Genomic DNA, 24,693 nt, shown 5'->3' with positions numbered 1-24,693 from the left:
AAACAGAATTAAGATAAATCTTACTCGCTCACCAACAAGACTTCACATCCCTTTATTACAGTGCGAAGCTACGCGCAGTTCACATATAAAAATAGGGATGTAAGGAAAATGAAAAAGTTAGCGATTGCGATTGTAGCGGCAGCGGCGTTATCGGGTTGTGCACAGCAGACATTTACCATAAACAAAGATATTGCTGAGAAACCACAGCAAACCACGACGCATCACTTCTTTGTCAGCGGAATTGGCCAAGCCAAAACGGTTGATGCTGCGGCGGTATGTGGTGGTGCTGATAAAGTGGTACGAACTGAAGTTCAACAGACCTTCGTCAATGGTTTCCTGGGCTTTATTACCTTTGGTATTTATACCCCACGCGAAGCTCGCGTGTACTGCTCTAAATAAGCCAGGATGCCGGTGTCATTCACCGGCATTTAATTTATTACTTTCAACATATTAATAATTACCCTTCCGAATGATACCACCCGATAATTGTCAGACTTTCTTGAAAAGACGATTCCCACTGATTTGGGCATTCAAAATAGCCAGTGCCATCCTGGTGATACTGTCGCTGGTCTGGTTAATGTTGCTCATTAATGCCTTCGATCTACCAGCACATCTGCTCACTTTCCTTGGTAAAATTGCAGCGACGGGCTGAGTTTCCCCAATACGGGGATAACGCTAACCGTGCTTCACAGGGTGTTTTTTACTGCAATTCGTGCTGACATTCGTCGCCGCAATCCGTACCATACACGCCATGTAGCTAGCCATGCCCCTGTGGCGCCCCTTTTAGCGTTAGAGTGCCAATTAAATGCAAGACAAACAAGACGTTACCAAGAAAGAGCAATACAACCTCAACAAATTACAAAAACGCCTGCGTCGTAACGTGGGTGAAGCGATCGCTGATTACAATATGATTGAAGAAGGCGACCGCATTATGGTCTGCCTGTCTGGCGGCAAAGATAGCTACACCATGCTGGAAATTCTGCGCAATTTGCAGCAGAGCGCGCCAATCAACTTCAGCCTGGTTGCGGTTAACCTTGATCAGAAACAACCGGGGTTCCCTGAGCATATTCTGCCGCAGTATCTGGAAAGCATCGGCGTTGAATACAAAATCGTCGAAGAAAACACCTACAGCATTGTGAAAGATAAGATCCCAGAGGGCAAAACCACCTGTTCTCTGTGCTCTCGTTTACGCCGCGGCATCCTTTATCGTACTGCCACTGAGTTGGGCGCGACGAAAATTGCGCTGGGACATCACCGCGACGACATCCTCCAGACGTTGTTCCTGAATATGTTCTATGGCGGCAAGATGAAAGGCATGCCACCAAAACTGATGAGTGATGACGGCAAGCATATTGTGATTCGTCCACTGGCTTACTGTCGCGAAAAGGACATTGAGCGCTTTGCTACCGCGCGTGAATATCCAATTATTCCATGCAACTTGTGTGGCTCTCAGCCGAATCTGCAACGCCAGGTGATAGGCGATATGCTGCGTGACTGGGATAAACGCTATCCTGGCCGTATCGAAACCATGTTCAGCGCGATGCAAAATGTGGTGCCTTCACACATGTGTGACACTGAATTGTTTGATTTTGCTGGTATTACTCACGGTGCAGAAGTTGTTGATGGCGGCGATTTGGCCTTTGACCGCGAAGAACTGCCAATGCAACCTGTGGGCTGGCAGCCAGAAGAAGATGACAACGAAGCACCTTTGCAACGCCTCGATATTCTCGAAATCAAGTAATCCTCTCATCCCTCTCTCTGCTGAGAGAGGGAATCTTCTACCTGAACGGCGGTGGATCAATAATCGGTTTTGGGTCGGGATCTAACGGTTCGGGGAGAGGTTGCGGCTTGGGAATGTGCTCTGGCACGGGAGCAGGATCTGTCGGAATGGAATCTCTGATATACGCGCTCATAATTTCCTCCACTTTTGTCTCCCTTTAAGCATATACCCAAAATAATTCGAGTTGCAGGCAAACGTAGCCAACGAACATACAGCTTGAAGTATGGCGGCCAGAATCGCAGACAAAAAAAAGCCGACTTATAGTCGGCCCGTACGAATCAATTGTGCTATGCAGTAATTCTAAAAAAGGAAGTAAGACAATATGGAGCGCAACGCCCATCGCTTGACGTTGCATTCACCTGCGAGAGAGATATTGCCTTGAACCGACGTTCCATATATTGACCTCGCTCAATTATGGCCGCCTTTTATAGTCTGGCACATGTAAAAAATGTTAAATTTTACAGCCATTTACTACGATGTAACCACCAGGCAACACCGCCTATAAGAACCACCAACATGATGCAGAACATACTGAAACCAAAATGCCAGCCGCCGCCTGGGATACCGCCTAAATTCACCCCAAATAATCCGGTCAAAAATGTGCTGGGCAAAAAGACCATCGCCATCAATGACATGGTATAGGTGCGTCGCCCCATCGCTTCTTGCATAACCTGCGCGATTTCATCGGTCATAACGGCGGTTCGTGCGATACAGGCATCAATTTCATCCAGTCCGCGCCCTAACCTGTCAGAAATATCCTGCATACGACGGCGATGATCGTCGGTCATCCACGGTAAACGTTCGCTGGAAAGCCTGGCGTAAACATCACGTTGAGGGGCCATATAACGGCGCATCACAATCAATTGTTTACGCAGTAACGCAAGATAACCACGAGGCGGAATTTGCTGATCCAACAGGTTATCTTCAAGGTCGATGATTTTATCGTGCAGCTGTTCGATAAATTCGCTGGCATGATCGGTCAGCGCATCGCAAACATCCACCAGCCACGAACCACTGTCGACGGGACCTGCGCCTTCTTTAAGATCGTTGACCACATCATCCAGAGCCAGCACCTGGCGCTGACGCGTTGAGACAATCAGCCGCTCATCAATATACAAACGCATGGCGACAAGTTGGTCTGGCCGTTCATCCGTGCTGCCGTTTATGCAGCGCAAAGTAATGAGCGTGCCCTCTCCTATGCGTGACACACGCGGGCGTAAACTTTCCCCCGCCAGTGCATCACGAGCATAATTTGGCAGCACTGGCGTTGTCGCAAGCCAGTTGGCACTGTCTCTATGGGTATAATTCAGATGCAACCAACCAGGATGCTCAGCATCAATGGTGTCGTTATCCTCGATGGTATCGACACCGCCTTTGCCATCTAATTGCCAGGCAAATACGGCATCCGGCACAATCAACTGATGTCCCTTGATGGTTTCCACTGCATTTCTCCACGTGTGACCACAATACTATTGTCAGTCTAGCCGTCTTCTTTTGCTATGTAACTCGGAAAAACAGGCAAACACGCTGAATTTGCAGGATAAAAAATGTTACATTTATGTTGGCTTTTTAAATACAGTCATGCCAAATCGGCATACGGAGAATGATTTGCAAGAAAGACGTAAGGCTACCCCTGACTTAGACTTTCGCCTTAAGAGCATGCGACAGCGAGCGATAACGGTGAGCGGGCGATGGTTTCTATGGATTAACCTATTGTTCTGCCTGTTTATTTTAGGCCGTCATTATTTTACGCCAGTACAATCAATCGCCCAAATTACGCATTTATTCCCGGAACTCGAAACGGTTATGGGGTTGGTTCTCGCCCTTTCATCGTCAGGCATTTTTATTTTGCGTATGGCGCATGACCAATATGCGGAATGGTTGAGCCAATTCCTGCACGGCACCCTGCTTTGCATCAGCGCATTATGGGTCGGCTGTTTTTACATACTCCTGGCCAGCGGTGATTCGCGCATTGTTTTTCCCTTCGCGGCGTTACTGATATTCACCGCTCTGATTTCGCTCTATTTTGATGGTCGAGTATTGCTCAGTTTCACCCTGCCAATTTGGCTGGTTATTCTGGTATGCAATTTTGTCTACCCATCCGATCTGACGGTGCTAAATGCCGTACTTTACGTGCTGCTGGCATGCCTTTTTGAGTCCGGACGCAGGATTTTACGTGGATGGTTCGTGCTGGCTATTCGTCGCGAACAAGAAAACAGAGAGCTGATTAAGCAGTTGCAGAGCCTGGCGAATCACGACCCTCTTACCGGCCTCGCCAACCGCCGCTCTTTCCATTTATTGTTGGATAAGGCGATACAGCGTCACCAGCAGTGCAATACTTCGGTGTCATTGATCATGCTGGATGTCGACTACTTCAAAAAATACAACGACCATTACGGCCATCAGGCGGGTGATGAATGTCTGAGGAGTATTGCAAAATGTCTGGAGGGGGCCACCCGTTCGACACAGGACGTGGCGGCGCGTTTTGGCGGGGAAGAGTTTATTATGTTGCTGCCTGATGCCACCGAGCAGCAAGCAGTTGACGTCGCAAAACGAATTCAGCAAAACATACACATGTTGGGGATACTCCATGCGGAGTCTCCGGTCGCAGCTTATGTGACCATAAGCCAGGGCATCACGAGTTTAACGCCTGCAACCACTGCGACACGCTTTATTGCAGAAGCTGATGCCGCGTTGTATGCAGCCAAAGAAGCGGGCCGCAACCAGTGGCAAATTTTTCAAACTGACAAATGAGATAAAAATGAAAATTGGTGTTCTGTTTCCTATCGCGATAATTGTTGCTGCGATCGTGTTCATCACCTGGTTTATTGTCGGCGGCTACGCCACTTCCACCTCCTGAAACGCGTTTCGCAAAAGCTTATCCGCCCCGTCAGTCTGGCGGATAAGCTTAGCGTCATTCATCATTAATTCTATCAGTGCGCCACAATGTACATGGTACGACTGTAAGCAACATCCTCAGGGTTATTAATTGGATACCCTTTCAGCCATGGCTTGATTAAACGACCATTCGTGTATTGATAAATCGGAGCAATCGGCGCTTGTTCCTGAATGATTCTTTCAGCCTGGTTGTAATCTTTATTACGCGCGGCATCCGTTGTTTCCTGGCTTGCCTGCTGCATAAGTTTGTCGTATTCCGGCGAGTTGAAGCGCGAAATATTACCGCTGTGAGTAGACGTTAGCAGTGACAGGAAGGTGGACGGCTCGTTGTAATCACCGACCCAGGATGCGCGAATCACATCGAAATTACCGGTGTTACGGCTGTCGATATAGGTTTTCCATTCCTGGTTTTGCAGTTTCACATCGACGCCCAGATTCTTCTTCCACATCGAAGCCACTGCAATAGCAATCTTTTGATGGTTTTCCGAAGTGTTATACAGCAGCGTCAGATTAAGCGGTTTGTTGGGGCCATAACCCGCCGCCCGCAGCAATGTTTTCGCCTGAGCGTTGGCCTCTTCCTGGCTCATTTGCTCAAACGGAGAAGGTTCTGGTTTGAAGCCTGCGGTAACATCAGGGGTAAAGCGCCACGCCGGTTTCTCACCGGTACCCAATACTTTATCAGCCATAATATGACGGTCTATGGTCATACTGAGTGCCAGACGAACGCGCGCATCAGCGGTTGGGCCTTTCTGGGTATTAAACGCGTAATAATACGTTCCTAATTGCGGCGGAGTATAAACCTGGCCTGGAATATCTTTGAGCAGTTTTTGGTAGAGAGTTTTTGGGAAAGACTCGGTGATATCGATATCCCCCGCCAGGTAGCGTTTTGTCGCTGACGACTCCTGATTAATTGGGACAAATGTAACCTGGGTTATCACCGTCTTGCTGTTATCCCAGTAATTCTTATTTTGCACCGCGACCAGTTTTTCATTCACCACACGATCTTTTAGCGTGTACGCACCATTCCCCACCAGATTGCCCGGTTTGGTCCAGTCGTTACCGAATTTTTCCACCACCGCTTTAGGTACTGGATAGAACGAGAAGTTGGCGGTCAGATTAGGGAAATACGGCACCGGTTTATCTAATTGAATGCGCAATGTTTTGGCATCGACTGCCGTCACGCCCAATTTATCCGCAGGCATTTTTCCATCAATGATAGCTTGCGCATTATTGATGCCAGCGAGTGCGGCAAACCAGGCAAATGGGGATGTATTTTTCGGATCAACTAAACGCTGCCAGCTATAGACGAAATCTTGTGCCGTGACCGGCGTTCCATCTGACCAGCGAGCGTCATCGCGCAAGGTAAATGTCCAGGTGCGGTTATCATTACTTTGCCATTTGGTCGCAACACCGGGCTCCAGTTGCCCCTTTTCATTTTGGTTAACCAACCCTTCAAACAGATCGCGAATAACCTGAATTTCGGGTAAACCCACGGCTTTTACCGGGTCCAGAGAAGCGGGCTCATCTTTGATATGGCGCACCAGGCTCTGGTCAGACGCAAGTTTTGTACCTGCAGGGACATCTGCCGCCCAGGCGTTTGAAATTGCACAGGAAACAGCCAGCGCACAGTAACAAATATGGAAGATTTTTTTCATCAACAATCCCTTTAATTATTAATATTTTTAGATAATTGGCCAAGCAGGCATAAGTGCAGAAAATATAGCGTATTTTCCTGTGAGGACGATATGAAAAGCACGACAAAAAACAAAACAACAACGCTATTTCTTGGAACCTATTCCGAAAAATCGTCCTTTCAGCCTTAATAGCATCTTTAGCATGACCAATCTATCGCGATAACTCTTAATATCCCGCCCTTTATATCCATATTAATAAAACAGGATTGATGATGATAAATCGTAGTTTAGTTGTGCTGACACTGGCAGCGGGTTCTTTTTCAACGGCATGGGCCGATTCGGCACCTGAATTATTGGGCAATCTGAAAGCCACCTGGCATCAAACCTGCGGTAAAACGATTGAAATACACGTTGCTGAAATGGAAGGTAACGATAACGGCCGTATGCTAATTGGTTTGAAGAACAATCAAACTGGAATGATTGACCTGTTTGCGTCGGCTACTTCAACTGCGGAAAACAAGCAGTACGATAAATATGTACCTGTCGTGTTTGATGGGTTATCAAAAACCTATATCGCTGATACAAAAGAACGCCCCGATATTGTTTGGGGAGGTGCCGTCACTAATCTGAAAGGTATGAACTATAGCCTGGCACTGGGTTCACATGTTTATCAATGCGGCGCACTGGACAAATTCGCTGGTGAAATCGCCAACGATCTCTATGGCGAAGCGGAAAATAAAGCCAATTAAACTTCTTTTTGGTCTGACAGCACGTTGTTTCAGATGAGATTTTCTCAAAACGCTGTTATTAATGAGCACAAACAACACATCATGCACAAAAGGAACACTATGTCAGGCCACCGTCCTCGCTCACAACGCGGCCATTTGCCACACGGCTCCGAACGTTATGGGAAATCTGTGTTTGGCGCACCATTGATTTGGTTCCCGGCAACACCGGGTGAACAACGCAGCGGGTTAATTATTGCGGGAACGCATGGCGATGAAAATGCTGCGATGGTCACTCTGTCATGCGCGTTACGCACGCTCGAGCCGGAACACCGCCACCACCATGTGGTTCTTGCCGTGAATCCAGACGGCTGCCAGCTTGGTTTACGCGCCAACGCCAACGGCGTTGATTTAAATCGCAACTTCCCTGCTGCGAACTGGAAATCGGGAGAAACGGTTTATCGTTGGAACAGCAGCGCGGATAAACGTGATGTGGTGTTGTCCACCGGAAACAAACCGGGGTCTGAACCGGAAACCGCCGCCCTTTGCCAGTTGATTCATACCTTGCAACCCGCCTGGGTTGTCTCCTTCCACGATCCTTTAGGCTGCATAGAAGATCCAGATAACTCCCCGTTGGGCGCATGGCTTGCCAAAGAGTTTGAGTTGCCGCTGGTCACAAGCGTAGGATACGAGACGCCGGGTTCGTTTGGCAGTTGGTGTGCAGATTTAGATCTGCCGTGTATTACCGCAGAATTCCCGCCCATCTCAGCTGACGAAGCGAGTGAGCGGTATCTGCATGCCATGATGGGGCTTTTACACTGGCAAAAGTAAAGCCGTTACGGATTAATTACGGATAGAGTTTGCCGGTTTCGAAGTGCAGCCCAGGGGTGACATCCACCGCCAGCCACGTTGGCCCATCGAGATCGGCAAAACGCACTTTAGCTGCCAGCGGCAACGCGGCAGCTATTGCTCGCGACGTACATAACATGCAGCCTAACATCACATCAAAACCTTGCTCACGAGCAGCCTGAGTGAGTGCCAGCGCCTCCGTTAACCCTCCGGTTTTATCCAGTTTCACATTGACCATCTCATAGCGCCCTTTCAGCTCCGCCAGGCTTTCGCGAGTGTGGCAGCTTTCATCAGCGCAGATAGGCAATGGATGGATAAAGTTCGCCAGCGCGCTGTCTTGCCCCGCAGGTAAGGGTTGCTCAAGCATCGCCACATTAAGATCGGCCAACAGTTGGCAACGCGCTGCCAAGCCATCGCTGTGCCAGGCTTCGTTGGCATCCACAATCAGCACCGCTTCGGGTACTGCGGCACGGATAGCGACCATGCGCTCGGTGATTAATCGGTCATCAATTTTGACCTTCAGCAAACGCGCACCTTTATCCCACAATATTTTAGCCGCCGCCGCCATTTGCTCAGGCTCTGCAATACTCACAGTCTGCGCAGTCGTGATTAATTCAGGAAGTTCAACACCTGCGGCATACGCAAGGGTACGTTGACGTCGCCGTGCTTCGAGATCCCACAAAGCGCTGTCAACTGCATTTCGCGCCGCACCGGCCGGAAGCAGTTCTTGTAATTGTTCACGTGTTAACGTCTTTTCGAGCTGCGGAATAATGGCGGTAATTTGTGCCAGTACCGAAACCGCGCTTTCTCCGTAGCGTGGATACGGCGTGCACTCGCCGACTGCTTTAATCCCATCTTCTTCCAGCTCCACGACGACGACAACGGCTTCACTGCGGGTGCCGCGAGAAATCACAAATGGCGTGTGAAGAGGCCATGCTTCTTGATAAACCTTAACTGTTCTCATTAGTTTTCCATTGCGCGAGGACTTTCGCTGAGTATAGCCAGAGAACACTTTCACTTGCAGTATCAGTTTTTTATATTCAGACGATGAATACTGACATACACTGTTCGCGGCGTTAATTATATGTAAACAGGAAAATCAAACATGTCACAAATCGTTCATTTCCAGGGCAACCCTGTAGCGGTTGCAGGTCAGATCCCACAAGTTGGCAACAAAGCTGAAGCTTTTTCTCTGGTAGCAAAAGATCTCTCTGATGTTGCACTGAGCCAGTTTGATGGAAAACGTAAAGTACTGAACATTTTCCCAAGCATCGATACCGGCGTGTGTGCCGCTTCCGTGCGCAAATTCAACCAACTGGCGACTGAGATGGATAACACCGTTGTTCTGTGTGTTTCTGCCGATCTGCCATTTGCACAGTCCCGCTTCTGCGGCGCTGAAGGCCTGAGCAACGTGATTACGCTGTCTACACTGCGTAACCCGGAATTCCAGCAGGCTTATGGCGTGGGTATTGCCGAAGGCGCTCTGAAAGGCCTGACTGCTCGTGCAGTCGTCGTTCTGAATGAGAAAAATGAAGTGGTATTCAGCCAGTTAGTGAATGAAATCACTAACGAGCCGGATTATGCCGCAGCACTGGAAGCTCTTCAGGCTTAAGTGTTAATGCCCCCGAGAACCGGGGGCATTGTTGTTACTCTTCCGTTTTTCTTTGGCTCAATCCATATTCACGCAATTTATTAGCAATCGCGGTATGCGAAACGCCAAGACGTTTAGCAAGCTTGCGCGTACTTGGATAGGTGCGATAAAGCTGCGTCAGCACTGAACGCTCAAAGCGGCTGGTAATATCATCCAGCGATCCTTCCATCGCCTCTTCCCCAACAACCAAACTCGCAGTATCAAAATCAGGGAGCAGAATGTCTTGTGGGCGAAGCTCGTAACCTTCTAATTGCGTTAATGCGCGATAAATCGCATTTTTTAACTGACGCACATTACCTGGCCAGCCATAGCGCGTAAGCACGTTGCTCAAATCATTAGCCAGTTTTGGACGCGGTACACCTTGCTCATCGGCAAATCGCGCTACAAACAGTTCTGTCAGCGGCATGATATCTTGCGGCCTGTCACGCAGCGGTGGCAGATTCAGAGTCAGAACGTTCAGACGATAATAGAGATCTTCGCGGAACTCCCCTTTTTGCACCATCTCGATCAAGTTCTTTTGCGTGGCGCAAATCACCCGCACATCAACATGCACTTCATGCTCTTCACCCACTCGACGGAATGTTCCATCATTGAGGAAACGCAGCAATTTAGTCTGCATGCGGGGCGACATTTCACCAATTTCATCCAGCAGAACAGAACCCCCGTTCGCCTGTTCAAAGAAGCCTTTTTTACCTTCGACGGCATTAGCATAAGCGCCTGGTGCATGGCCAAACAGCTCGCTTTCAACCACATCATCCGGCATCGAACCGCAATTCAGTGCCAGATAAGGTTTTTGTGCTCGTGGGCTACCCAGATGGCAGGCATGTGCCAGCAGATCTTTACCCGTACCCGTATCACCCACAATCAGCAGCGGTGCGTTAAGCATTGCCAGTTTATGCGCCTGATCGACGACGTGGCGCATTTTTGGGCTGATGGCGACAATCTGACTGAATGCCCCCACATCGGTATTAGAAAGATTTTGCAGTTGGCGGCCCATACGCACCGTGGAACGCAGCATCACCACCGCACCGACAAGCGAAGTGCCTTCGTTTTCGTTATCTAAATGAACCGGCGTGATTTCCATCAGGAAGTTTTGCCCGTTGATAACCACATGTTCGGTATGCGACTCCACCGGCGCGCTTTCAAGCCAACGCATAAAGTTAAAACCGTTCACCAGGCTGGCTGCGTTATGGTTACGCAACTTATCTTCGTTTTGCCCAAACAGTGCGCAACTTGCCGGGTTCGCCATCTCCACTTTGCTTTTCATATCCAGCGACAAAACCGGCTCTGGCAGCGCTTCCAGCAAGGCGCTCAGGGCGCGGTGCTCGCGCTCTGACGGCATCCACGGCACCGTGCGCACGTCTCTCACGCCAGGAATTCGACGGATTTCAGCCATCAGGCTGCTAAATGAATCGAAATCCAGAGTGGAAAAATTGAGGTAGATAATCCCAATGGGATCAATTTCGATACCTCGCAAATCGATACTACGCAGCACTAGTAAATCAAGTAATTCTCGAGTCAGACCAAGGCGGTCCTGGCAAAAGACTTCCAGACGCATGGAGATGTCCTTCAATTGCATTAAGCGGAGTCATTGAGTGCGCCAATAATACTCCAGACGTATATGATGTGTCAGGAAAAGTTGACAGATAAATGCGGGGTTTGCGAGATTTGTGTTACAGGATGTCGCAGCCCTAATTCACCCTATGAAAAACTACTGTTTCGGGATTAGTGCAGCGACATCCACTAGTTTACTTAGATTGAGTGGATGATTTACTCATCGTTTCTTTGAGTTGTACCAGCAACTGTTTACGGAAGTCCCCCAGTCGGGGTTTATCACCGTCAATCCATGGTAACGGACGGCACAGCTCCATCGCTTTGATCCCCAAACGCGCCGTCAGTAGTCCAGCACCAATCCCTTGCGCGGCTCGTGTGGAAAGTCGCGCCGCGAGATCCTGGCCAATCCAGTCCATCCCGACTTCGCGCACCAGCTCACTGGCCCCGGCAAAAGCGATATTCAATAACACCAGACGGAACAAGCGGATGCGGCTGAAATAACCCAGTTCGATGCCGTACAGCGTGGCAATACGGTTAATTAAACGCAAATTACGCCAGGCGATAAAGGCCATATCCACCAGCGCCAGCGGGCTGACGGCGATCATTAAGGTCGATTCAGCCGCCGAACGGCTAATTTCCCGCCGCGCCTGGTTATCGAGAACGGGTTGCACCAAACGGGCGTACAACTCAACCACTTCGCGATCATTTTGCGTTTCATGAATCACCGCGTACCAGCGTTGTAATGCAGGATGCCCATGATCAAGTCCAGCCTGACGCGCCAGTTTTTCACAAAATGCCCGCCCTTTTCCCATGCCGTGGCTATGCATCAAATCACGTGCTTCATCACGTTCTTCTGCTCGCTGGCGCAAGCGCCATAAACGACGCCATTCAGTTGCTACCGAACCGACACCCGCGGCGATGATCAACCCTCCAGCAATCCCCCCGCCGAGCGCTATCCAGTCCTGCGTAACAAAAGCGTTGTGCGTCCACTGAATCCCTTGCGCTACCACGCTGACGCCGAACAGTCCAAGTCCCACCTGAACCATGCGCCGCCACAGGCTGCGTTTGGGATGTAGCGCGGCTTCAATAACCGCTTCGGCCTGTCCTTCATCTTCCACTTCGTCCAGCGAGTTTAAAGCTGGAATGAATTTTTCCGCTTCAGGTTCGCTAAAAGCATGTGCGGCTTTAAAGCTCGGTTCTTTTTCCACATCCAGTGGTTGCGCGAAATCGACTCGCGGTTTTAATGGTTCGTTCATCGCAATTTATCCCCAATTAAAAACTCCAGTGCCGCGTCCATCCGAATGTGTGGCATCGGCCGGTCAACATCCATGGCTTGTGGGCGGAACTGTTCAAACTGAAAACCCTGTTTTTCCCAGAATGCACTGCCTGGTAAACGTGCAGGAACGTCGCCTGGATAAACAGTCAACGGCTCGCCATCGCTCAACCGATTACCGCGTAGCGCCGGAATTTGTTCCCCTTTCACATCGACCAAACCACTTTGTGTTGCCTGCACTGACGTAAGCCCCATACAGTCCATGTCGATACCTTCAAAGGCTGCATTTTGCCAGGCGTCCTGTACCAGTTGCTGAAGCAGCGCCACCATATTGGCGTGTTGATCAACGGTGACGTGGTCGGCTTTAGTCGCCGCGAATAATAATTTGTCGATGACAGGCGAAAACAGACGACGGAACAGCGTGCGCTGGCCGTAATGGAAACTTTGCATCAATTGTGTCAGTGCAAGACGCATATCGTTAAACGCCTGCGGACCGCTGTTGAGCGGTTGCAAACAATCCACCAGCACAATTTGCCGGTCAAAACGCAGGAAGTGATTTTTATAAAATCCTTTCACTACTTTTTCACAGTAGTAATCAAATCGCGTGCGCAGCATGCCAATATTGGTGGTTTTGTCAGCCTGAGCGAGTTTAGATTCACCGACATCGTCCACATCCGGCCACGGGAAGAATTGCAGCGCCGGTGCGCCCGCCATATCGCCGGGTAAGACGAAACGACCCGGTTGGATAAAGTGCAGCCCTTCACGCTTACAGCGCAGCAGGTATTCCGTCCACGCTTCTGAAATCGCGGCAAGCCGGTTTTCATCGGCTGGCGCCAGTGGGTCCAGCCCTTCGCATAACTTACGCCAAACCGCTGACCATTCACCGCGGTTGCCCGTTAGCAGGCTGGTCATCTGGCGCGACCATGACAGGTAATTTTGCGCCAGCATTGGCAAGTCCAACAGCCATTCGCCTGGATAGTCGACAATCTCCAGATACAGCGTTGAGGTGTCTTTAAAATGGCGTAGCAGCGAGTCGTTTGAGCGATAGCGCAGTGCCAGGCGCATTTCGCTGACGCCACGGGTTGGCGTCGGCCAGCTCGGCGGGTCGCCATAAAGCTGCGCCAGGCCTTCATCATAAGTAAAACGCTGAATGCCTAAATCCCGCTGTGGCACGCGTTTTACACCGAGCAAGCGTTCTTCTCGCACCGCGTTTAGCAGTGGCAAACGCGCACCGTTATGTACGCTTAATAATTGATTCACCATCGAGGTGATAAATGCCGTCTTGCCGCTACGGCTTAAACCGGTAACGGCAAGGCGTAAATGGCGGTCCACGCCCCGATTCATCAGGGCATTCAGTTCATTCTTGATTCTGTTCATCTGCGTCCTGGTTGCACCTGTCAGAAGTTGTTCTCTGAGAAGTTATGGGGGTAAATGGTGATAAATCAAAGACAGTCCTTCAATTTTACACGCTATTTACGCATTGCATCGCGAATAGACAGCATCATACACCTTCAGTAATATGCGTTATCTTTTGGCGCAGAACAGGACCGGTTCAGTCATGTCGCCCACTATTTATGATATTGCTCGCCTGGCGAATGTTTCCAAATCAACCGTATCAAGAGTGCTTAATAAGCAGACTAATATTTCACCTGAAGCATTAGAACGCGTTTTGAAAGCGATTGAAGAGCTCAATTATCAGCCGAATAAATTAGCCCGCGCCCTGACCTCATCGGGCTTTGACGCCATTATGGTCATTTCCACGCGATCAACAAAAACCACGGCGGGAAATCCCTTTTTCTCTGAAGTGCTGCACACCATTACTGCGCGGGCCGAACAGGAAGGGTTTGACGTTATTCTACAAACCTCCAAAAACAGCCAGGAAGACCTGCAAAAATGCGTCAATAAAATTAAGCAGAAAATGATCAAGGGCATAATTATGCTCAGCTCACCGACCGACGAAACCTTTTTTGAAGAACTGGATCAATATGCTATTCCGGTGGTAGTGATTGGAAAAGTTGACGGGGATTTTAAAAATGTTTGTTCGGTCGATACCGATAATTATCACGATAGCATCAAGCTCACCGAGACATTGTTAAATAAAGGCCATACCAAAATAGCTTGCCTGCACGCGCCGTTGGATTACCACGTTTCGGTAGATCGGTTGGCTGGATTTAAAGATTGCCTGAAGCAACATGGCGTAAATTTGCCACAGGAATGGATAGTCAACGGCGGTTATACCCACGAAACCGCGCTGGAAGCCGCAGAAAAGCTATTAAGTGGTTCAGAACTACCGCAAGCCATATTTGCCACCGACAGTCTTAAATTAATGAGTCTTTATCGTATTGCCAATGAAAAAGGTCTTTCTATTGGGCAACAACTTTCCATCGTCGGTTACAGCAACGATATGCTGAGTTTTCTGCTCTCGCCACCGCCGGATGGAATTGAAGTGCCCACCTTTGAATTAGGGCATGCGGGCAGTGCGCTGTTATTTGATAAGATAGCAGGGAAAAGTGTTCCGCCAAGGACGATTATTCCTACCACGCTGGGGTATTAATGCCCTCACCCTAACCCTCTCCCCCAGGAGAGGGAAATAACCACCGTTAAAACGCGTAATTTACACCAATACCGGCGTAATGGAATTTATCATCGTCGCCTTCGTTATGGTGTTGCCACTCGTAGGCATATTCCAACGTCATCGACAGACCATTATTAAAGTCATGGGCATACAGCAAACCAAGGCGGTTGTAGTCATGATCTTCAATATCGATGTCTTCTGACCAGTCCCAGTTCGTCCAGCGATCCAGTCCCAGACGGGTATACGGCGTAAAAGTGTTACTTCCTAAGGTAATCGGCAGATAAATACGCATTTCCTGCGTCGAGAATTCACCGTTGTTTTTATCGCTTTCGGTATTAAATCCACGTTCTAAGTAGTAATTTGTTTTTAGCGTAAACGTTTCATTAATTGTCCATGTCAGGCCGGTTTCCGTTTCGACACGGCTATCGGAATATCCCGTCTGGTCGAGATCATTATCGAAACGATAGTAAGCAAACCAGCCGCCAAAGCTTAATGCATCGTTAATTTTCAAACTGTAATCAGGAATAAAGCCCCAGCGTTGAGTATTTGCCGTACCGTTTTCAGAACCATCATCGTTTTTAAAATGATAACCGTAATTACGCACGCCGGTGGTAAAACCAAACGAACCGCTGTCGTTTTCAATAAAGCGATAACGGATATTCAGTTCCGGACGATTAAAGTAAGTGCCTCGCGTGAAGTTACTGTAATCTACCGGGCCTTCCTGATACATCGCAAGCGCAATCGTCCAGTCACCGTAAGTCGCATTAAAATAGACAGATGGCTCGTATAATCCATCTTTATCATCCACCTGTCCTTCAACGTTTTCTATTTCGTACATCGCACCAATGTTGTAATGCCAGCTATCAGTTTCTGCGGAATGAACATAGAGAGGCCCGGCACAGGCAATAAGCGCTGCGCATTGAATTAACTTTTTCATTTTATTTCCTTGTCAAAAACAACTAAAAAACCGGGAATAACTTCCCGGCAGGGTACAGTTTTAATTATTTAGTTGATGGCGCATTCGGTTTCAGCGTCAAAAAAATGACTTTTATTCATATCAAAGGTGATTTTTATGTTTTGTGCCGCCCGATAATCCGCATCCGCATTAGCGCGCAGCGTTAATTCATGCCCGCCAATGGTGGAATACAGCATAAATTCGGCTCCGGTTAATTCCGCCACCGTGATATGTGCATCTATGCCCTGTTCTGTCGGATGAATATCTTCCGGGCGAATGCCAAATACCACTGGCTTTCGCTGATAAGGCTCAAGCGCAGCTAATTTGTTTTCCGGAAGTTTGAGCTTTAATGTTTCCGTAACGAAATAACCGTTTTCTAATGTGCCACGAATAAAGTTCATCGACGGCGAGCCGATAAAACCGGCAACAAACATATTAGCCGGATGGTTATAAACGGTTTTCGGAGCGCCAACCTGCTGAATGATACCGTCTTTCATCACCACAATGCGCGTCGCCATGGTCATCGCTTCGGTCTGATCGTGGGTAACGTAAATCATGGTGGTGTTGAGCTTTTGATGCAGCTTGCCGATTTCCGCACGCATCTGCACGCGCAGCCTGGCATCAAGGTTAGAGAGCGGTTCATCCATCAGGAAGACGCCCGCTTCGCGCACAATGGCGCGTCCCAAAGCCACACGCTGGCGCTGCCCACCGGAAAGTGCCGCCGGACGGCGGTCGAGATAGGTTTTCAGACCAAGAATAGAGGCCGCCCACTGCACGCGTTCGTCGATGATTTTCGCATCAAGCTTCTGCATTTTCAGCCCGAACGCCATGTTGTTGTACACCGACATATGCGGATAAAGCGCGTAGTTCTGGAACACCATCGCAATATCACGCGATTTCGCCGGAACGTCATTCATGCAGACGCCATCGATAAGCAACTTGCCGCCGCTAATCTCCTCAAGCCCGGCAATCATGCGCAAGGTGGTGGATTTACCGCAACCCGATGGCCCGACAAAAACGATAAATTCTTTATCTTCGATTTCCAGGGTGAAGTCCTTCACCACGTGAACCTGGTTGTTATAAATCTTCTGAATGTGCTGCAACGAAAGTTGTGCCATTGCCTTGTCCTTATTCGTTATTTTGTCGGGTAGATAACAACAGCGGCAAGCTGAGTTCGCTGGTCGATGCCAGCAGCAAATCCGCACCGCTAAGCGTTGAGCCAATCCCCACCGAAAGCATGCCGCTGGCATTAATCGCCTCGATACCCGCCTGTGCATCTTCAATACCAATACATTCTTCAGGTGTGACGCCCAGCCCTGCGCAAGCAACGAGGAAGATTTCCGGATCGGGCTTTGAGCGCTGAATTTTGCTGGCATCGGCGCAGAAATCGAACTGTTCGGTTAGCTCAAGCGCGTCCAGAATGCGCGGCGCATTCAGCGACACCGACGCCAGCCCCACCAAAATTCCACTTTTGCGTAATTCTGCGAGCAGCGCCGCAATTCCTGGCAGAATCGAACCAGGATGCAGTTGCTTGAGTGACTCGACGTACAGCTGGTTTTTGCGATCCGCAAGCTGATCTTTTTCCTGCTGGCTAAAGCGTTCTGCCACCCCGCCGCTGCGCAATATACGCTCCAGCGAATCCATGCGGCTGATGCCTTTGAGTTGCTCGTTGATCTGCTCGTCGATCTCAATATCTATTTCACCCGCCACCTGCCGCCAGGCGAGAAAATGCAGATGGGCGGTGTCGGTCACCACGCCATCGAGATCGAAAATCACCGCTTTGAGTCTCACAGGCATTCTCCTTTTGTGGTACCGCTCCCAGTAACAGGCGTGACAAACTCATGCAAAACTTCTGTTTCCACGCCTTCAATCACGATGCGCAGCGGCTTAGTAGTGATGATGCTGATCTGCTGGGAAGTTAACCTCAGTTGAACCTGCGCCCCCTGCCAGACAAACGGGAAAGAAATTGAACGCCAGGCTTGCGGTAAATGCGGATTCAGATGCAGTTCGCCCCGCTCGACCGTTAGCCCGGCAAAACCCTGCACCGCGCCAAGCCAGATGGCGCCCGTGGCGGCAGCGTGAATACCATCATCACAACTGTGCGGGTCGTCGCCCAAATCGATAAGACATGCCTGTTGCCAGAACTGATAAGCCTGCGCAAGGCGACCACTGCGGGCAGCAATGACCCCGTGAATGGCTTTACTGAGCGAAGAATCGTGAATGGTGCGCGGTTCGTAGTAATCGAGGTTCGCCGCAAGCTGTTGCTGCGTGAACAGCCACGGCAGCATGTAAGTCAGCATCACCACATCGGCCTGTTTGAGGATCTGCATCTCGTTCACTTCGGCGCGCGAGTAATCCAGCAAAATCGCCTGGGTGCCCTGCTGCGTTTTGTATTTCGCCAGATCGATAGTTGGCTTGCTGAAGAAAGTATCGTCCTGTTCGATAAGCTGATTATCGTCAGAAGCAGGCAGCCAAAGGCGCGTAAGGAAATCTTCTGCCAGGTTTTTTAATTCCGCATCAAAACAGCCATATTTAAGCGCCAGCTTGACGTTGTGATATGCAAGATAGTTGGTATAGGCGTTGTTGTTGACATGCTCAGTGTATTCGTCCGGGCCAATCACATCGTGCAGCTCCAGCCGCCCGTTCACTTCAACCGCCCGGCTGATCCAGAAACGCGCGGTTTCCAACAAGAGCGTCACGCCACGCTCGCGCATAAAGGTTTCGTCGAGAGTCGCCTGATAATAGGCATCCACCGCCCAGGCGATATCCGCCACCAGGTGATGTTCCGCCAGCGCCGATGCGACTTTCTGGCGCAATCCGGTGCGGATATTAATCGCCGCAAACTCTGGCGTTTCTTCCTCGCCGGACCAGGCGCTTTCCCACGGGAACAGCGCGCCTTGATAGCCATTTTTCTGCGCTTTGGCCTGTGCGCCCGCCAGATTATGCCAGCGGTAACTCAACAATTGACGGGCGATTTCTGGCTGCGTCATTAAATGGAATGGCAGCAAAAACACTTCGGTATCCCAGAAGATATGGCCTTTATAGCCTTCGCCGGTCAGCCCTTTGGCGGCAATGCTGCACCGCTCACTGTGGGCAGGCGTCATGGCGAACAGATGATAAAGCGCGAAGTCCAGCGCGTGCTGGTCCTGAGAATGCTCGCTTATCACCTCCACACGGCTGCGCTGCCAGTAATTGCGCCAGACGCTTGCCGATTCTGCCAGCAAATTGTCGTAGCCGCTTTTCACGCAATTAATCAGGTTTTCCAGCACTGATTCAGCGCCGTAACCCTCATCGCGCGAGCAACTTATCCAGCTGGTTTTTTCCAGTTGGAAGGTTTTTCCTTTGGCAATGCTTGCGCTGCAATGCTGTGTCAGGCGGCGGTTTTTGGCAAAAAAGCTGTTGCTGGTTTCCGGCGACACGGCGCAAAAACTGGCGATCGTGACTTCGTTTTCACCATCCAGCGTGCGGTAACAGCCTTGCAGGTAGCGCTGCTCAAACACGCGCACGCTGATTTCGTCCAGATGCTGGCGGCCGCTGTTGGTTTGCGTGGCGTCAATGCCGGTGCTGATGGTGACGGATGCACTGTCATCCAATGGCGTAATGGCGATGCGCGAACACAGCAGCGAATGTTGCGCCGCGCTCAAAAAACGCTGGCAGTTGATTTGGTAGCGCTTGCCGTTTGGCGCAAGCCAGGTCAGGCGACGTACCAGTTCGCCGTTTGCATAATTCAGCTCACGGCGGTAATCAACGATCGAGCCAGACAATAGCGTGAAAATCTCGCCGTCCAGCTCGATGCGCATCTGCAAAACATCCGGCAGATTCACCAGTTCGGTGGTTTCTGACGGTGTTGCGCGGTGATAAAAACCGGCCAGATACATGCCACGCGTCTGATCGGTGTAGGCTTCTTCGTGGCAGGCACGCAGGCCCAGATAGCCGTTTCCGGCAGCCATTAAGGTGGCGAATTTATTCAGGGTATGAGGACTAAACTGCGGCTCTTTTAAGGATGTCAAAGTGCTCATAAGTCGATGCTGGTTCCAAGTTCTGCCGCCAGATAAATCGCCGCGACCAGTTGCTGAATGAGATAACCCTGCTCCGCGTCGGCAATGCTGACGGGTGCGCCGAGCACGTGATCGACAAACGCCTGCATGCTTTTGAAGTGGCGGTTGTCATCAGCTACTTCGCATTGTGACAACGTCACTAGCTGCCCGTCTTCATCGGTATAAATATGCGCGGGGAACAACGTGGCTCCGGCTTTGTCGCCGCAGAACTCCACGTTCATCACCGACTGCTGCGCAATATTTAGCGCAAAAGAGGTTTCGAGGCGCAGAATGCCGCCGTTTTGAAACTCGAGGGTGGCAAATAACGCGTCTTCCACGGTGAAGGTTTTCGGGTCCCACTCGCCAAACTGCCCGCTGTGTTTACGGGTGCCGAGTTTCTGGAACGAATGCGCCGTCACCCGACGCACCGCCGGGAAGCCGAGCACATACATCGCCGCATCGAGCATATGAATGCCGATGTCGATCAGCGGCCCGCCGCCCTGTAGCGCTTTGTTGGTGAACACGCCCCAGCCTGGTACGCCGCAGCGGCGCAGCGCTTTGGCGTTGGTGACGTAAATCTCGCCGAGCGTTCCGGCCACCACCTGTTCGCGCAGCAGTTGGGTGTCGCTGGCGAAACGGTGGTGGAAGTCGTAGGCCAGCACTTTTCCCGCTTTGCGAGCTGCGTCGCGCATTTCAGCGGCCTGCTCCGGCGTCATCGCCGGGGGCTTTTCGCACATCACATGGCAGCCGTGTTCCAACGCCTGCATTACATGCTGGTGGTGAAAACGGTTTGGCGTGCAGACGCTCACGATATCGGGCTGGCACTGGCGATACATTTCTCCGGCATCGCTGAACGCATGGGGAATACCCAGTTTTGCAGCAAATTCGCTGGCCCGTTCAGCATGGCTGTCGACGACCGCCACCAGTTCCAGATCTTCCCTTGACAGGTAATACGACGCATGAACGGTTTCAGCCACCTGACCTGCACCGACTATCGCCACCCTGAGTTTTCGGCTCATGTCGACCTCTTAACAGGTACGTAAAAATTGCAGCGATTGCTGGTAAGCCGCTGCCGGATCTTCAGCGCGAATACGGCCTTCATAGACGATGTAGCCGTCATAACCATCAGCACGTAGCTGGTCGAAATGCTTTTTGAAATCAATGCTGCCGCTGCCCGGCTGGTAGCGATGGTTATCGGCGATATGCACGTGACCGAGAAGATCGCGCTGCGTGTGGAACGCTTCGCTGATGTCATCTTCTTCGATATTCATGTGATAGAAATCACCAATGATTTTGGTGTGTTTAAGCTGGTTTTCTTCGATATACGAACGGGCATCCGCCAGGGTGTTGATCATGTGATCCTGGTAGCGGTTAAGCGGTTCGAGGAATACGTGGGTGCCGGTACGCGCGGCAACTTCATCAAGAAAACGCAGGGAATCGCTGACCGCTTTACGGTCGCCCACCTGGCTGCGCGGCGAGGTCATCGGCGGTAGACGGTAGGTAAACATGCCCCACGCGGCGGGTACCACAATGCCTTTGCCGCCCACTTCTGCCAACGCTTCGAGGATGCGAGCAATCTGTTGCAGACCGTTCAGACGACGCTCTTCAATAAAATCCCCGATCCAGCCGTCGTAGCCGCCACAGGCGGTGGTGACTGGCAGCCCGGTTTCGGCAATCGCCGCTTTGACTGTCGCCACGTTTTCTACCAGTAACTTGCCGTCGATTTCAAAACCGTCAAAACCCATCGCTTTGACATATTTGAATTTTTCCAGAATATCTGTTGGGAAGAACGCTTGATTTTGAGTACCGATTTTCATGATTTAACTCCTTAAATTAAAAACAAACGCCCATTTTGATGCTCAAGTCCGGGTTCTGATCGACAAACTTCATGTAGCTCTCGGCGCTCTCATTAAAAGGCACCACCGGGTCAATCAGGTCTTCGCAATTGAGATAACCGTTCATCAGCAGTTCCCAGCAGGTTTCTTCGATGCGCTTGCGGTTCCAGCGCGGGTAGTCCGGGTTCGGTTCGCTGCTGCCGCGTGAGAAGACGATTTTCGCGTTGTTGAAGTGCGCTTCACGGCCCAGGTTGAAATCGTGGAACGGTTTGGCGAAAGCCACGTAAGAGATGGTGCCGCCATAAGCAATGCCGCGCAGTGCTGCTTGCAGCGCCGTTTCGTGGCCGCTGGTTTCGATAATCACGTCCGCGCCCTGCTTGTTGGTGATTTTTTTGATTTCCAGACCGACATCTGTGCCGACCGGGTTAAAGCAAAAATCCGCGCCGTGGCGTTTGGCGATTTCGCAGCGGTGTGCGATAGGATCAACGCCAATCACGATGGATGCGCCCGCTTTCTTCGCCAGTTGAATGGCAATCTGCCCGATTGCGCCGAGGCCAATCACCACTACAACATCCCCTACGCGCACGTTGCCGTCGCGCACGCCGCTCATGGCGAACTGTGCCGGGTCGTAGCAAACGGCGTTTTTCCAGCTCGAACCCGCAGGCATTTTGCGCAACTTGTAGTTATTCACGCCGTTGGCAATCACCGTTTCCTGCAATGGGCCGTAGGTGCAAACCTGGTCACCCAACTGGTATTCGGTAACGTCTGCACCGCGTTCGACCACTTCGCCCACGACCATATTGCCGAGTTGGAATTTGCCGAATTCAATGCCGCGAGCGGCACCTTCCGCACGTGGTACGAACAAATTCCATTCTGGCGAAAATTCTTCATCGATAAACGGGCTGGCGGCGCGGAAATCGACCACTTCGGTGCCGTGTTTAGGCGCGCCAAACGCCACTTTGATTTTGACTTCATGTGCCGCCACCGGGCGGTCTTCGTACTCCACTAAGGTTGCTATGCGTGGTGCGCTTGCGATTAATTTTTTCATGATTTGCTCCGTTATAAATTTGATAAAACCACCCTCACCCTGGCCCTCTCCCTGAGGGAGAGGGGACTAGATCGAGTTATCCCTCGCCTGTCGTGTTTTTCCCCCTCTCCTTTGGGAGAGGGTCGGGGTGAGGGAAAACAATCCGGCGCTCACTTAACCCTTGACCCCGCCCGCCGTCAGGCCGCTTTTAATAAAGCGCTCGGAAATCGCGTACATCACCACCACTGGCAGTGCCGTTACTAATGAGGCTGCCATCATGCGTCCCCATACATAATCCGGCGTACTGAACAGCGTACTCAGGCCAACCGGCAGCGTGAAGTTGGCGGAGCTGGAGAGGAAAATAGAGGCGAACAAGTAGTCGTTCCACGCCACCATAAAGCAGTAGACGAACACCGAAACCAGGCCGGAAATCGCCAGCGGCACGGTGATGTAGAAGATGATTTGCAGACGGTTTAAGCCGTCCATCATCGCCGCTTCCTCGATTTCATCCGGGATGGTGTCAAAGTAGCTTTTCAGCATAAACACCGCCGTAGGCAAGGTTTGCGTCACCATGGTGATAATCAGCGCAAGCTCAGTGTCGTAAATCCCCAGCGCGGTAATAATTTTGAATAGCGGCACCACCAGCAAAATGCCAGAGAACATGTACACCGCGTAAAAGCTGGCGTTGATGGTCATGCGCCCTTTAAATCGCAGTTTGGACAGCGCGTAAGCGCCGAGAATGCCAATCAGCACTGCAATGGCGGATGACGTCAGCGACACCACCAGGCTGTTTTTGAAGTAGGTCAAAAACGGGAAAATCACCGGGTTAAAAATGTCGATGTAGTGCTGTAACGTCCAATGCTGCGGGAAGATGGTCGGATGCAGCGATATCGCCTCTTGCGAGCTTTTGAACGAGGTCATCAGCATCACAAAGAACGGGAATAGCGTGATGATAAGGAACAGCGCCAGCCCCAGATAAAAGCCCACGCGCCCGAGCCGTTTGCGGTTATTCGCAGTCATTTGAGATTTACCCGTTTTCTGGTCAGCAGGATGACGGCAAAGATGATGACGAACAGCACCACCGAAATTGCAGCCGCTTTCCCTAAGTCGTTAAAGGCAAAGGCCGTTTTGTAGAGATAGACGCCGAGTATGTTCACTTTGCTGGTCAGCAACCAGACGTCGGCAAACATGTAGAACATCCAGATGGTGCGCAGCGTGACCACCGTTGCCAGCACCGGCATAATCGCTGGTAGCGTGACGATTTTGAAACGCTGCCAGGCGTTGGCACCGTCCATTTCCGCCGCTTCGTACAGAGATTTGTCGATGGTCTGTAAAATCGCCAGAAACGAGATAAAGGCATACGGGAAGTAGCGCCAGATGGCGAACAGCACTACCAGGAAGAAGCTGCTGCCGGGGTTGTCGAACCATAGCGGCGCCTCATCAAACATATGCAGAACGTCCACGCCGAGGTAGTTCACGATACCGTAGCCGCTGTTGAACATGTATTTCCAGGCGAACACCAGCGAGATCGACGGCGTAACGTAGGACAGAATCACCAGGGATCGCGCCGTTTTGCGCAGGCGAAATTCGCGGTTAAAGAACAGCGCAACGCCCAGCCCTAATCCGGTACTGCCCAGCACCACCAGCGCGGTGTACCAGAAGGTGGTCCACAACGAGTACCAGAAGGCCGCGTCCGTCAGGATGTTGATGTAGTTTTCCAGCCCGATAAATCGCGCACTGATATTCGGGTTCAGCGGCAGACGCAGAAAACTGATTTCGATATTCGACAGCATCGGCCACGCCACTAATCCTCCCAGCAACAGCAGGCTGGGGGCGAGCAGCATCATGGCGAATGGCATATCCGAGCGGCCTGATAACCACTTCTTCATAATCACTTATC

24 protein-coding genes are annotated in these 24,693 nt (G+C 50.8%); 8 read left to right on the top strand and 16 right to left on the bottom strand.

Annotated features, from left to right (window positions below; genetic code table 11):
- The first annotated feature begins 108 nt into the window (after nucleotides 1-108).
- Both RHD99_RS11315 and ttcA read left to right on the top strand, forming a co-directional pair.
- Nucleotides 109-399: a Bor family protein gene (locus RHD99_RS11315; RefSeq protein WP_309878871.1), complete on the top strand. Its 291-nt coding sequence runs from the start codon at nucleotides 109-111 to the stop codon at nucleotides 397-399.
- A gap of 406 nt (nucleotides 400-805) precedes the next feature.
- The gene (ttcA, locus tag RHD99_RS11310) at nucleotides 806-1,741 is read left to right on the top strand and encodes a tRNA 2-thiocytidine(32) synthetase TtcA (RefSeq protein WP_183269340.1); all 936 of its coding nucleotides are present in this window, start codon (nucleotides 806-808) and stop codon (nucleotides 1,739-1,741) included.
- A gap of 37 nt (nucleotides 1,742-1,778) precedes the next feature.
- Here the strand turns inward: ttcA and ynaL are convergent, their stop codons facing one another.
- The gene (gene ynaL, locus RHD99_RS24095; protein WP_304502610.1) at nucleotides 1,779-1,913 is read right to left on the bottom strand and encodes a proline-rich small protein YnaL; all 135 of its coding nucleotides are present in this window, start codon (nucleotides 1,911-1,913) and stop codon (nucleotides 1,779-1,781) included.
- Nucleotides 1,914-2,238: 325 nt separating this feature from the next.
- The gene (gene zntB / locus RHD99_RS11305; protein ID WP_183269341.1) at nucleotides 2,239-3,222 is read right to left on the bottom strand and encodes a zinc transporter ZntB; all 984 of its coding nucleotides are present in this window, start codon (nucleotides 3,220-3,222) and stop codon (nucleotides 2,239-2,241) included.
- 271 nt (nucleotides 3,223-3,493) lie between these two features.
- Here zntB and RHD99_RS11300 point away from each other — a divergent pair, with 271 nt between their 5' ends.
- Complete coding sequence (locus RHD99_RS11300; RefSeq protein ID WP_309878868.1) at nucleotides 3,494-4,534, top strand: GGDEF domain-containing protein; 1,041 nt, start codon at nucleotides 3,494-3,496, stop codon at nucleotides 4,532-4,534.
- Nucleotides 4,535-4,541: 7 nt separating this feature from the next.
- Entirely contained in the window at nucleotides 4,542-4,640 is a 99-nt protein-coding gene (locus tag RHD99_RS11295; protein WP_309878866.1) for a YoaK family small membrane protein, read from the top strand.
- 73 nt (nucleotides 4,641-4,713) lie between these two features.
- On the opposite strand, the gene RHD99_RS11290 is transcribed toward RHD99_RS11295, so the two are convergent.
- The gene (locus RHD99_RS11290) at nucleotides 4,714-6,333 is read right to left on the bottom strand and encodes a peptide ABC transporter substrate-binding protein (protein WP_309878865.1); all 1,620 of its coding nucleotides are present in this window, start codon (nucleotides 6,331-6,333) and stop codon (nucleotides 4,714-4,716) included.
- Between the two features lie 251 nt (nucleotides 6,334-6,584).
- On the opposite strand from RHD99_RS11290, the gene RHD99_RS11285 reads away from it, so the two are divergent.
- Nucleotides 6,585-7,061 (top strand): hypothetical protein, encoded by a 477-nt coding sequence (locus tag RHD99_RS11285; protein ID WP_309878863.1) that lies wholly within the window; start codon nucleotides 6,585-6,587, stop codon nucleotides 7,059-7,061.
- 99 nt (nucleotides 7,062-7,160) lie between these two features.
- On the top strand, nucleotides 7,161-7,868 hold the full coding sequence (mpaA, locus tag RHD99_RS11280; protein WP_183269344.1) for a murein tripeptide amidase MpaA: 708 nt from the start codon (nucleotides 7,161-7,163) through the stop codon (nucleotides 7,866-7,868).
- 16 nt (nucleotides 7,869-7,884) lie between these two features.
- On the opposite strand, the gene ycjG is transcribed toward mpaA, so the two are convergent.
- The gene (gene ycjG / locus RHD99_RS11275) at nucleotides 7,885-8,850 is read right to left on the bottom strand and encodes an L-Ala-D/L-Glu epimerase (RefSeq protein WP_309878861.1); all 966 of its coding nucleotides are present in this window, start codon (nucleotides 8,848-8,850) and stop codon (nucleotides 7,885-7,887) included.
- A gap of 141 nt (nucleotides 8,851-8,991) precedes the next feature.
- Between ycjG and tpx the strand changes: the two genes are divergently transcribed.
- Complete coding sequence (gene tpx, locus RHD99_RS11270; RefSeq protein ID WP_183269346.1) at nucleotides 8,992-9,498, top strand: thiol peroxidase; 507 nt, start codon at nucleotides 8,992-8,994, stop codon at nucleotides 9,496-9,498.
- 34 nt (nucleotides 9,499-9,532) lie between these two features.
- On the opposite strand, the gene tyrR is transcribed toward tpx, so the two are convergent.
- The 3 genes from tyrR to RHD99_RS11255 form a co-directional block, all read right to left on the bottom strand.
- A complete protein-coding gene (gene tyrR, locus RHD99_RS11265; RefSeq protein ID WP_309878859.1) occupies nucleotides 9,533-11,095 on the bottom strand; it encodes a transcriptional regulator TyrR in 1,563 nt (520 codons plus the stop codon).
- Between the two features lie 190 nt (nucleotides 11,096-11,285).
- Nucleotides 11,286-12,347, bottom strand: coding sequence for a TIGR01620 family protein (locus tag RHD99_RS11260; protein ID WP_309878857.1), 1,062 nt, complete (start codon nucleotides 12,345-12,347; stop codon nucleotides 11,286-11,288).
- Nucleotides 12,344-13,741 (bottom strand): YcjX family GTP-binding protein, encoded by a 1,398-nt coding sequence (locus tag RHD99_RS11255; protein WP_309878855.1) that lies wholly within the window; start codon nucleotides 13,739-13,741, stop codon nucleotides 12,344-12,346. The genes RHD99_RS11260 and RHD99_RS11255 overlap by 4 nt, the downstream gene beginning before the upstream one ends.
- A 181-nt stretch (nucleotides 13,742-13,922) precedes the next feature.
- On the opposite strand from RHD99_RS11255, the gene RHD99_RS11250 reads away from it, so the two are divergent.
- The gene (locus RHD99_RS11250; protein ID WP_309878853.1) at nucleotides 13,923-14,918 is read left to right on the top strand and encodes a LacI family DNA-binding transcriptional regulator; all 996 of its coding nucleotides are present in this window, start codon (nucleotides 13,923-13,925) and stop codon (nucleotides 14,916-14,918) included.
- A gap of 46 nt (nucleotides 14,919-14,964) precedes the next feature.
- Here the strand turns inward: RHD99_RS11250 and RHD99_RS11245 are convergent, their stop codons facing one another.
- From RHD99_RS11245 to RHD99_RS11205, 9 genes are all read right to left on the bottom strand, one after another.
- Nucleotides 14,965-15,876 carry an OmpG family monomeric porin gene (locus RHD99_RS11245; protein ID WP_309878851.1) on the bottom strand — a complete coding sequence of 304 codons (912 nt, stop codon included), beginning with the start codon at nucleotides 15,874-15,876 and terminating at the stop codon, nucleotides 14,965-14,967.
- A gap of 68 nt (nucleotides 15,877-15,944) precedes the next feature.
- Nucleotides 15,945-17,012 (bottom strand): ABC transporter ATP-binding protein, encoded by a 1,068-nt coding sequence (locus RHD99_RS11240; RefSeq protein WP_309878850.1) that lies wholly within the window; start codon nucleotides 17,010-17,012, stop codon nucleotides 15,945-15,947.
- Nucleotides 17,013-17,022: 10 nt separating this feature from the next.
- Nucleotides 17,023-17,691 (bottom strand): beta-phosphoglucomutase, encoded by a 669-nt coding sequence (pgmB, locus tag RHD99_RS11235; RefSeq protein ID WP_309878849.1) that lies wholly within the window; start codon nucleotides 17,689-17,691, stop codon nucleotides 17,023-17,025.
- Nucleotides 17,682-19,913, bottom strand: coding sequence for a glycoside hydrolase family 65 protein (locus tag RHD99_RS11230; RefSeq protein WP_309878848.1), 2,232 nt, complete (start codon nucleotides 19,911-19,913; stop codon nucleotides 17,682-17,684). The genes pgmB and RHD99_RS11230 overlap by 10 nt, the downstream gene beginning before the upstream one ends.
- Complete coding sequence (gene ycjS, locus RHD99_RS11225) at nucleotides 19,910-20,950, bottom strand: D-glucoside 3-dehydrogenase (protein WP_309878846.1); 1,041 nt, start codon at nucleotides 20,948-20,950, stop codon at nucleotides 19,910-19,912. The genes RHD99_RS11230 and ycjS overlap by 4 nt, the downstream gene beginning before the upstream one ends.
- Before the next feature lie 9 nt (nucleotides 20,951-20,959).
- Complete coding sequence (gene ycjR, locus RHD99_RS11220) at nucleotides 20,960-21,748, bottom strand: 3-dehydro-D-guloside 4-epimerase (protein WP_309878845.1); 789 nt, start codon at nucleotides 21,746-21,748, stop codon at nucleotides 20,960-20,962.
- A gap of 16 nt (nucleotides 21,749-21,764) precedes the next feature.
- The gene (ycjQ, locus tag RHD99_RS11215; RefSeq protein ID WP_309878844.1) at nucleotides 21,765-22,814 is read right to left on the bottom strand and encodes a D-guloside 3-dehydrogenase; all 1,050 of its coding nucleotides are present in this window, start codon (nucleotides 22,812-22,814) and stop codon (nucleotides 21,765-21,767) included.
- Nucleotides 22,815-22,967: 153 nt separating this feature from the next.
- Complete coding sequence (locus RHD99_RS11210) at nucleotides 22,968-23,813, bottom strand: carbohydrate ABC transporter permease (protein ID WP_309878843.1); 846 nt, start codon at nucleotides 23,811-23,813, stop codon at nucleotides 22,968-22,970.
- Nucleotides 23,810-24,682 (bottom strand): carbohydrate ABC transporter permease, encoded by an 873-nt coding sequence (locus RHD99_RS11205; RefSeq protein ID WP_309878842.1) that lies wholly within the window; start codon nucleotides 24,680-24,682, stop codon nucleotides 23,810-23,812. The genes RHD99_RS11210 and RHD99_RS11205 overlap by 4 nt, the downstream gene beginning before the upstream one ends.
- Between the last annotated feature and the right edge of the window lie 11 nt (nucleotides 24,683-24,693).

This window comes from Buttiauxella selenatireducens, assembly GCF_031432975.1.
Classification (GTDB): Bacteria; Pseudomonadota; Gammaproteobacteria; order Enterobacterales; family Enterobacteriaceae; genus Buttiauxella; species Buttiauxella selenatireducens.
This window is presented reverse-complemented; position numbering and strand designations above follow the sequence as displayed.

Excerpts from the sequence above, each read along its gene's own strand:
- ycjS (WP_309878846.1), bottom strand. The coding sequence starts at position 20,950 with ATGAGCCGAAAACTCAGGGTGGCGATAGTCGGTGCAGGTCAGGTGGCT.
- RHD99_RS11285 (WP_309878863.1), top strand. The coding sequence starts at position 6,585 with ATGATAAATCGTAGTTTAGTTGTGCTGACACTGGCAGCGGGTTCTTTT.
- RHD99_RS11250 (WP_309878853.1), top strand. The coding sequence starts at position 13,923 with ATGTCGCCCACTATTTATGATATTGCTCGCCTGGCGAATGTTTCCAAA.
- RHD99_RS11205 (WP_309878842.1), bottom strand. The coding sequence starts at position 24,682 with ATGAAGAAGTGGTTATCAGGCCGCTCGGATATGCCATTCGCCATGATG.
- ycjR (WP_309878845.1), bottom strand. The coding sequence starts at position 21,748 with ATGAAAATCGGTACTCAAAATCAAGCGTTCTTCCCAACAGATATTCTG.
- RHD99_RS11240 (WP_309878850.1), bottom strand. The coding sequence starts at position 17,012 with ATGGCACAACTTTCGTTGCAGCACATTCAGAAGATTTATAACAACCAG.
- tpx (WP_183269346.1), top strand. The coding sequence starts at position 8,992 with ATGTCACAAATCGTTCATTTCCAGGGCAACCCTGTAGCGGTTGCAGGT.
- RHD99_RS11295 (WP_309878866.1), top strand. The coding sequence starts at position 4,542 with ATGAAAATTGGTGTTCTGTTTCCTATCGCGATAATTGTTGCTGCGATC.
- ycjG (WP_309878861.1), bottom strand. The coding sequence starts at position 8,850 with ATGAGAACAGTTAAGGTTTATCAAGAAGCATGGCCTCTTCACACGCCA.
- RHD99_RS11245 (WP_309878851.1), bottom strand. The coding sequence starts at position 15,876 with ATGAAAAAGTTAATTCAATGCGCAGCGCTTATTGCCTGTGCCGGGCCT.
- ycjQ (WP_309878844.1), bottom strand. The coding sequence starts at position 22,814 with ATGAAAAAATTAATCGCAAGCGCACCACGCATAGCAACCTTAGTGGAG.
- ynaL (WP_304502610.1), bottom strand. The coding sequence starts at position 1,913 with ATGAGCGCGTATATCAGAGATTCCATTCCGACAGATCCTGCTCCCGTG.
- mpaA (WP_183269344.1), top strand. The coding sequence starts at position 7,161 with ATGTCAGGCCACCGTCCTCGCTCACAACGCGGCCATTTGCCACACGGC.
- RHD99_RS11230 (WP_309878848.1), bottom strand. The coding sequence starts at position 19,913 with ATGAGCACTTTGACATCCTTAAAAGAGCCGCAGTTTAGTCCTCATACC.
- RHD99_RS11255 (WP_309878855.1), bottom strand. The coding sequence starts at position 13,741 with ATGAACAGAATCAAGAATGAACTGAATGCCCTGATGAATCGGGGCGTG.
- ttcA (WP_183269340.1), top strand. The coding sequence starts at position 806 with ATGCAAGACAAACAAGACGTTACCAAGAAAGAGCAATACAACCTCAAC.
- RHD99_RS11210 (WP_309878843.1), bottom strand. The coding sequence starts at position 23,813 with ATGACTGCGAATAACCGCAAACGGCTCGGGCGCGTGGGCTTTTATCTG.
- pgmB (WP_309878849.1), bottom strand. The coding sequence starts at position 17,691 with ATGCCTGTGAGACTCAAAGCGGTGATTTTCGATCTCGATGGCGTGGTG.
- tyrR (WP_309878859.1), bottom strand. The coding sequence starts at position 11,095 with ATGCGTCTGGAAGTCTTTTGCCAGGACCGCCTTGGTCTGACTCGAGAA.
- RHD99_RS11260 (WP_309878857.1), bottom strand. The coding sequence starts at position 12,347 with ATGAACGAACCATTAAAACCGCGAGTCGATTTCGCGCAACCACTGGAT.
- RHD99_RS11290 (WP_309878865.1), bottom strand. The coding sequence starts at position 6,333 with ATGAAAAAAATCTTCCATATTTGTTACTGTGCGCTGGCTGTTTCCTGT.
- RHD99_RS11315 (WP_309878871.1), top strand. The coding sequence starts at position 109 with ATGAAAAAGTTAGCGATTGCGATTGTAGCGGCAGCGGCGTTATCGGGT.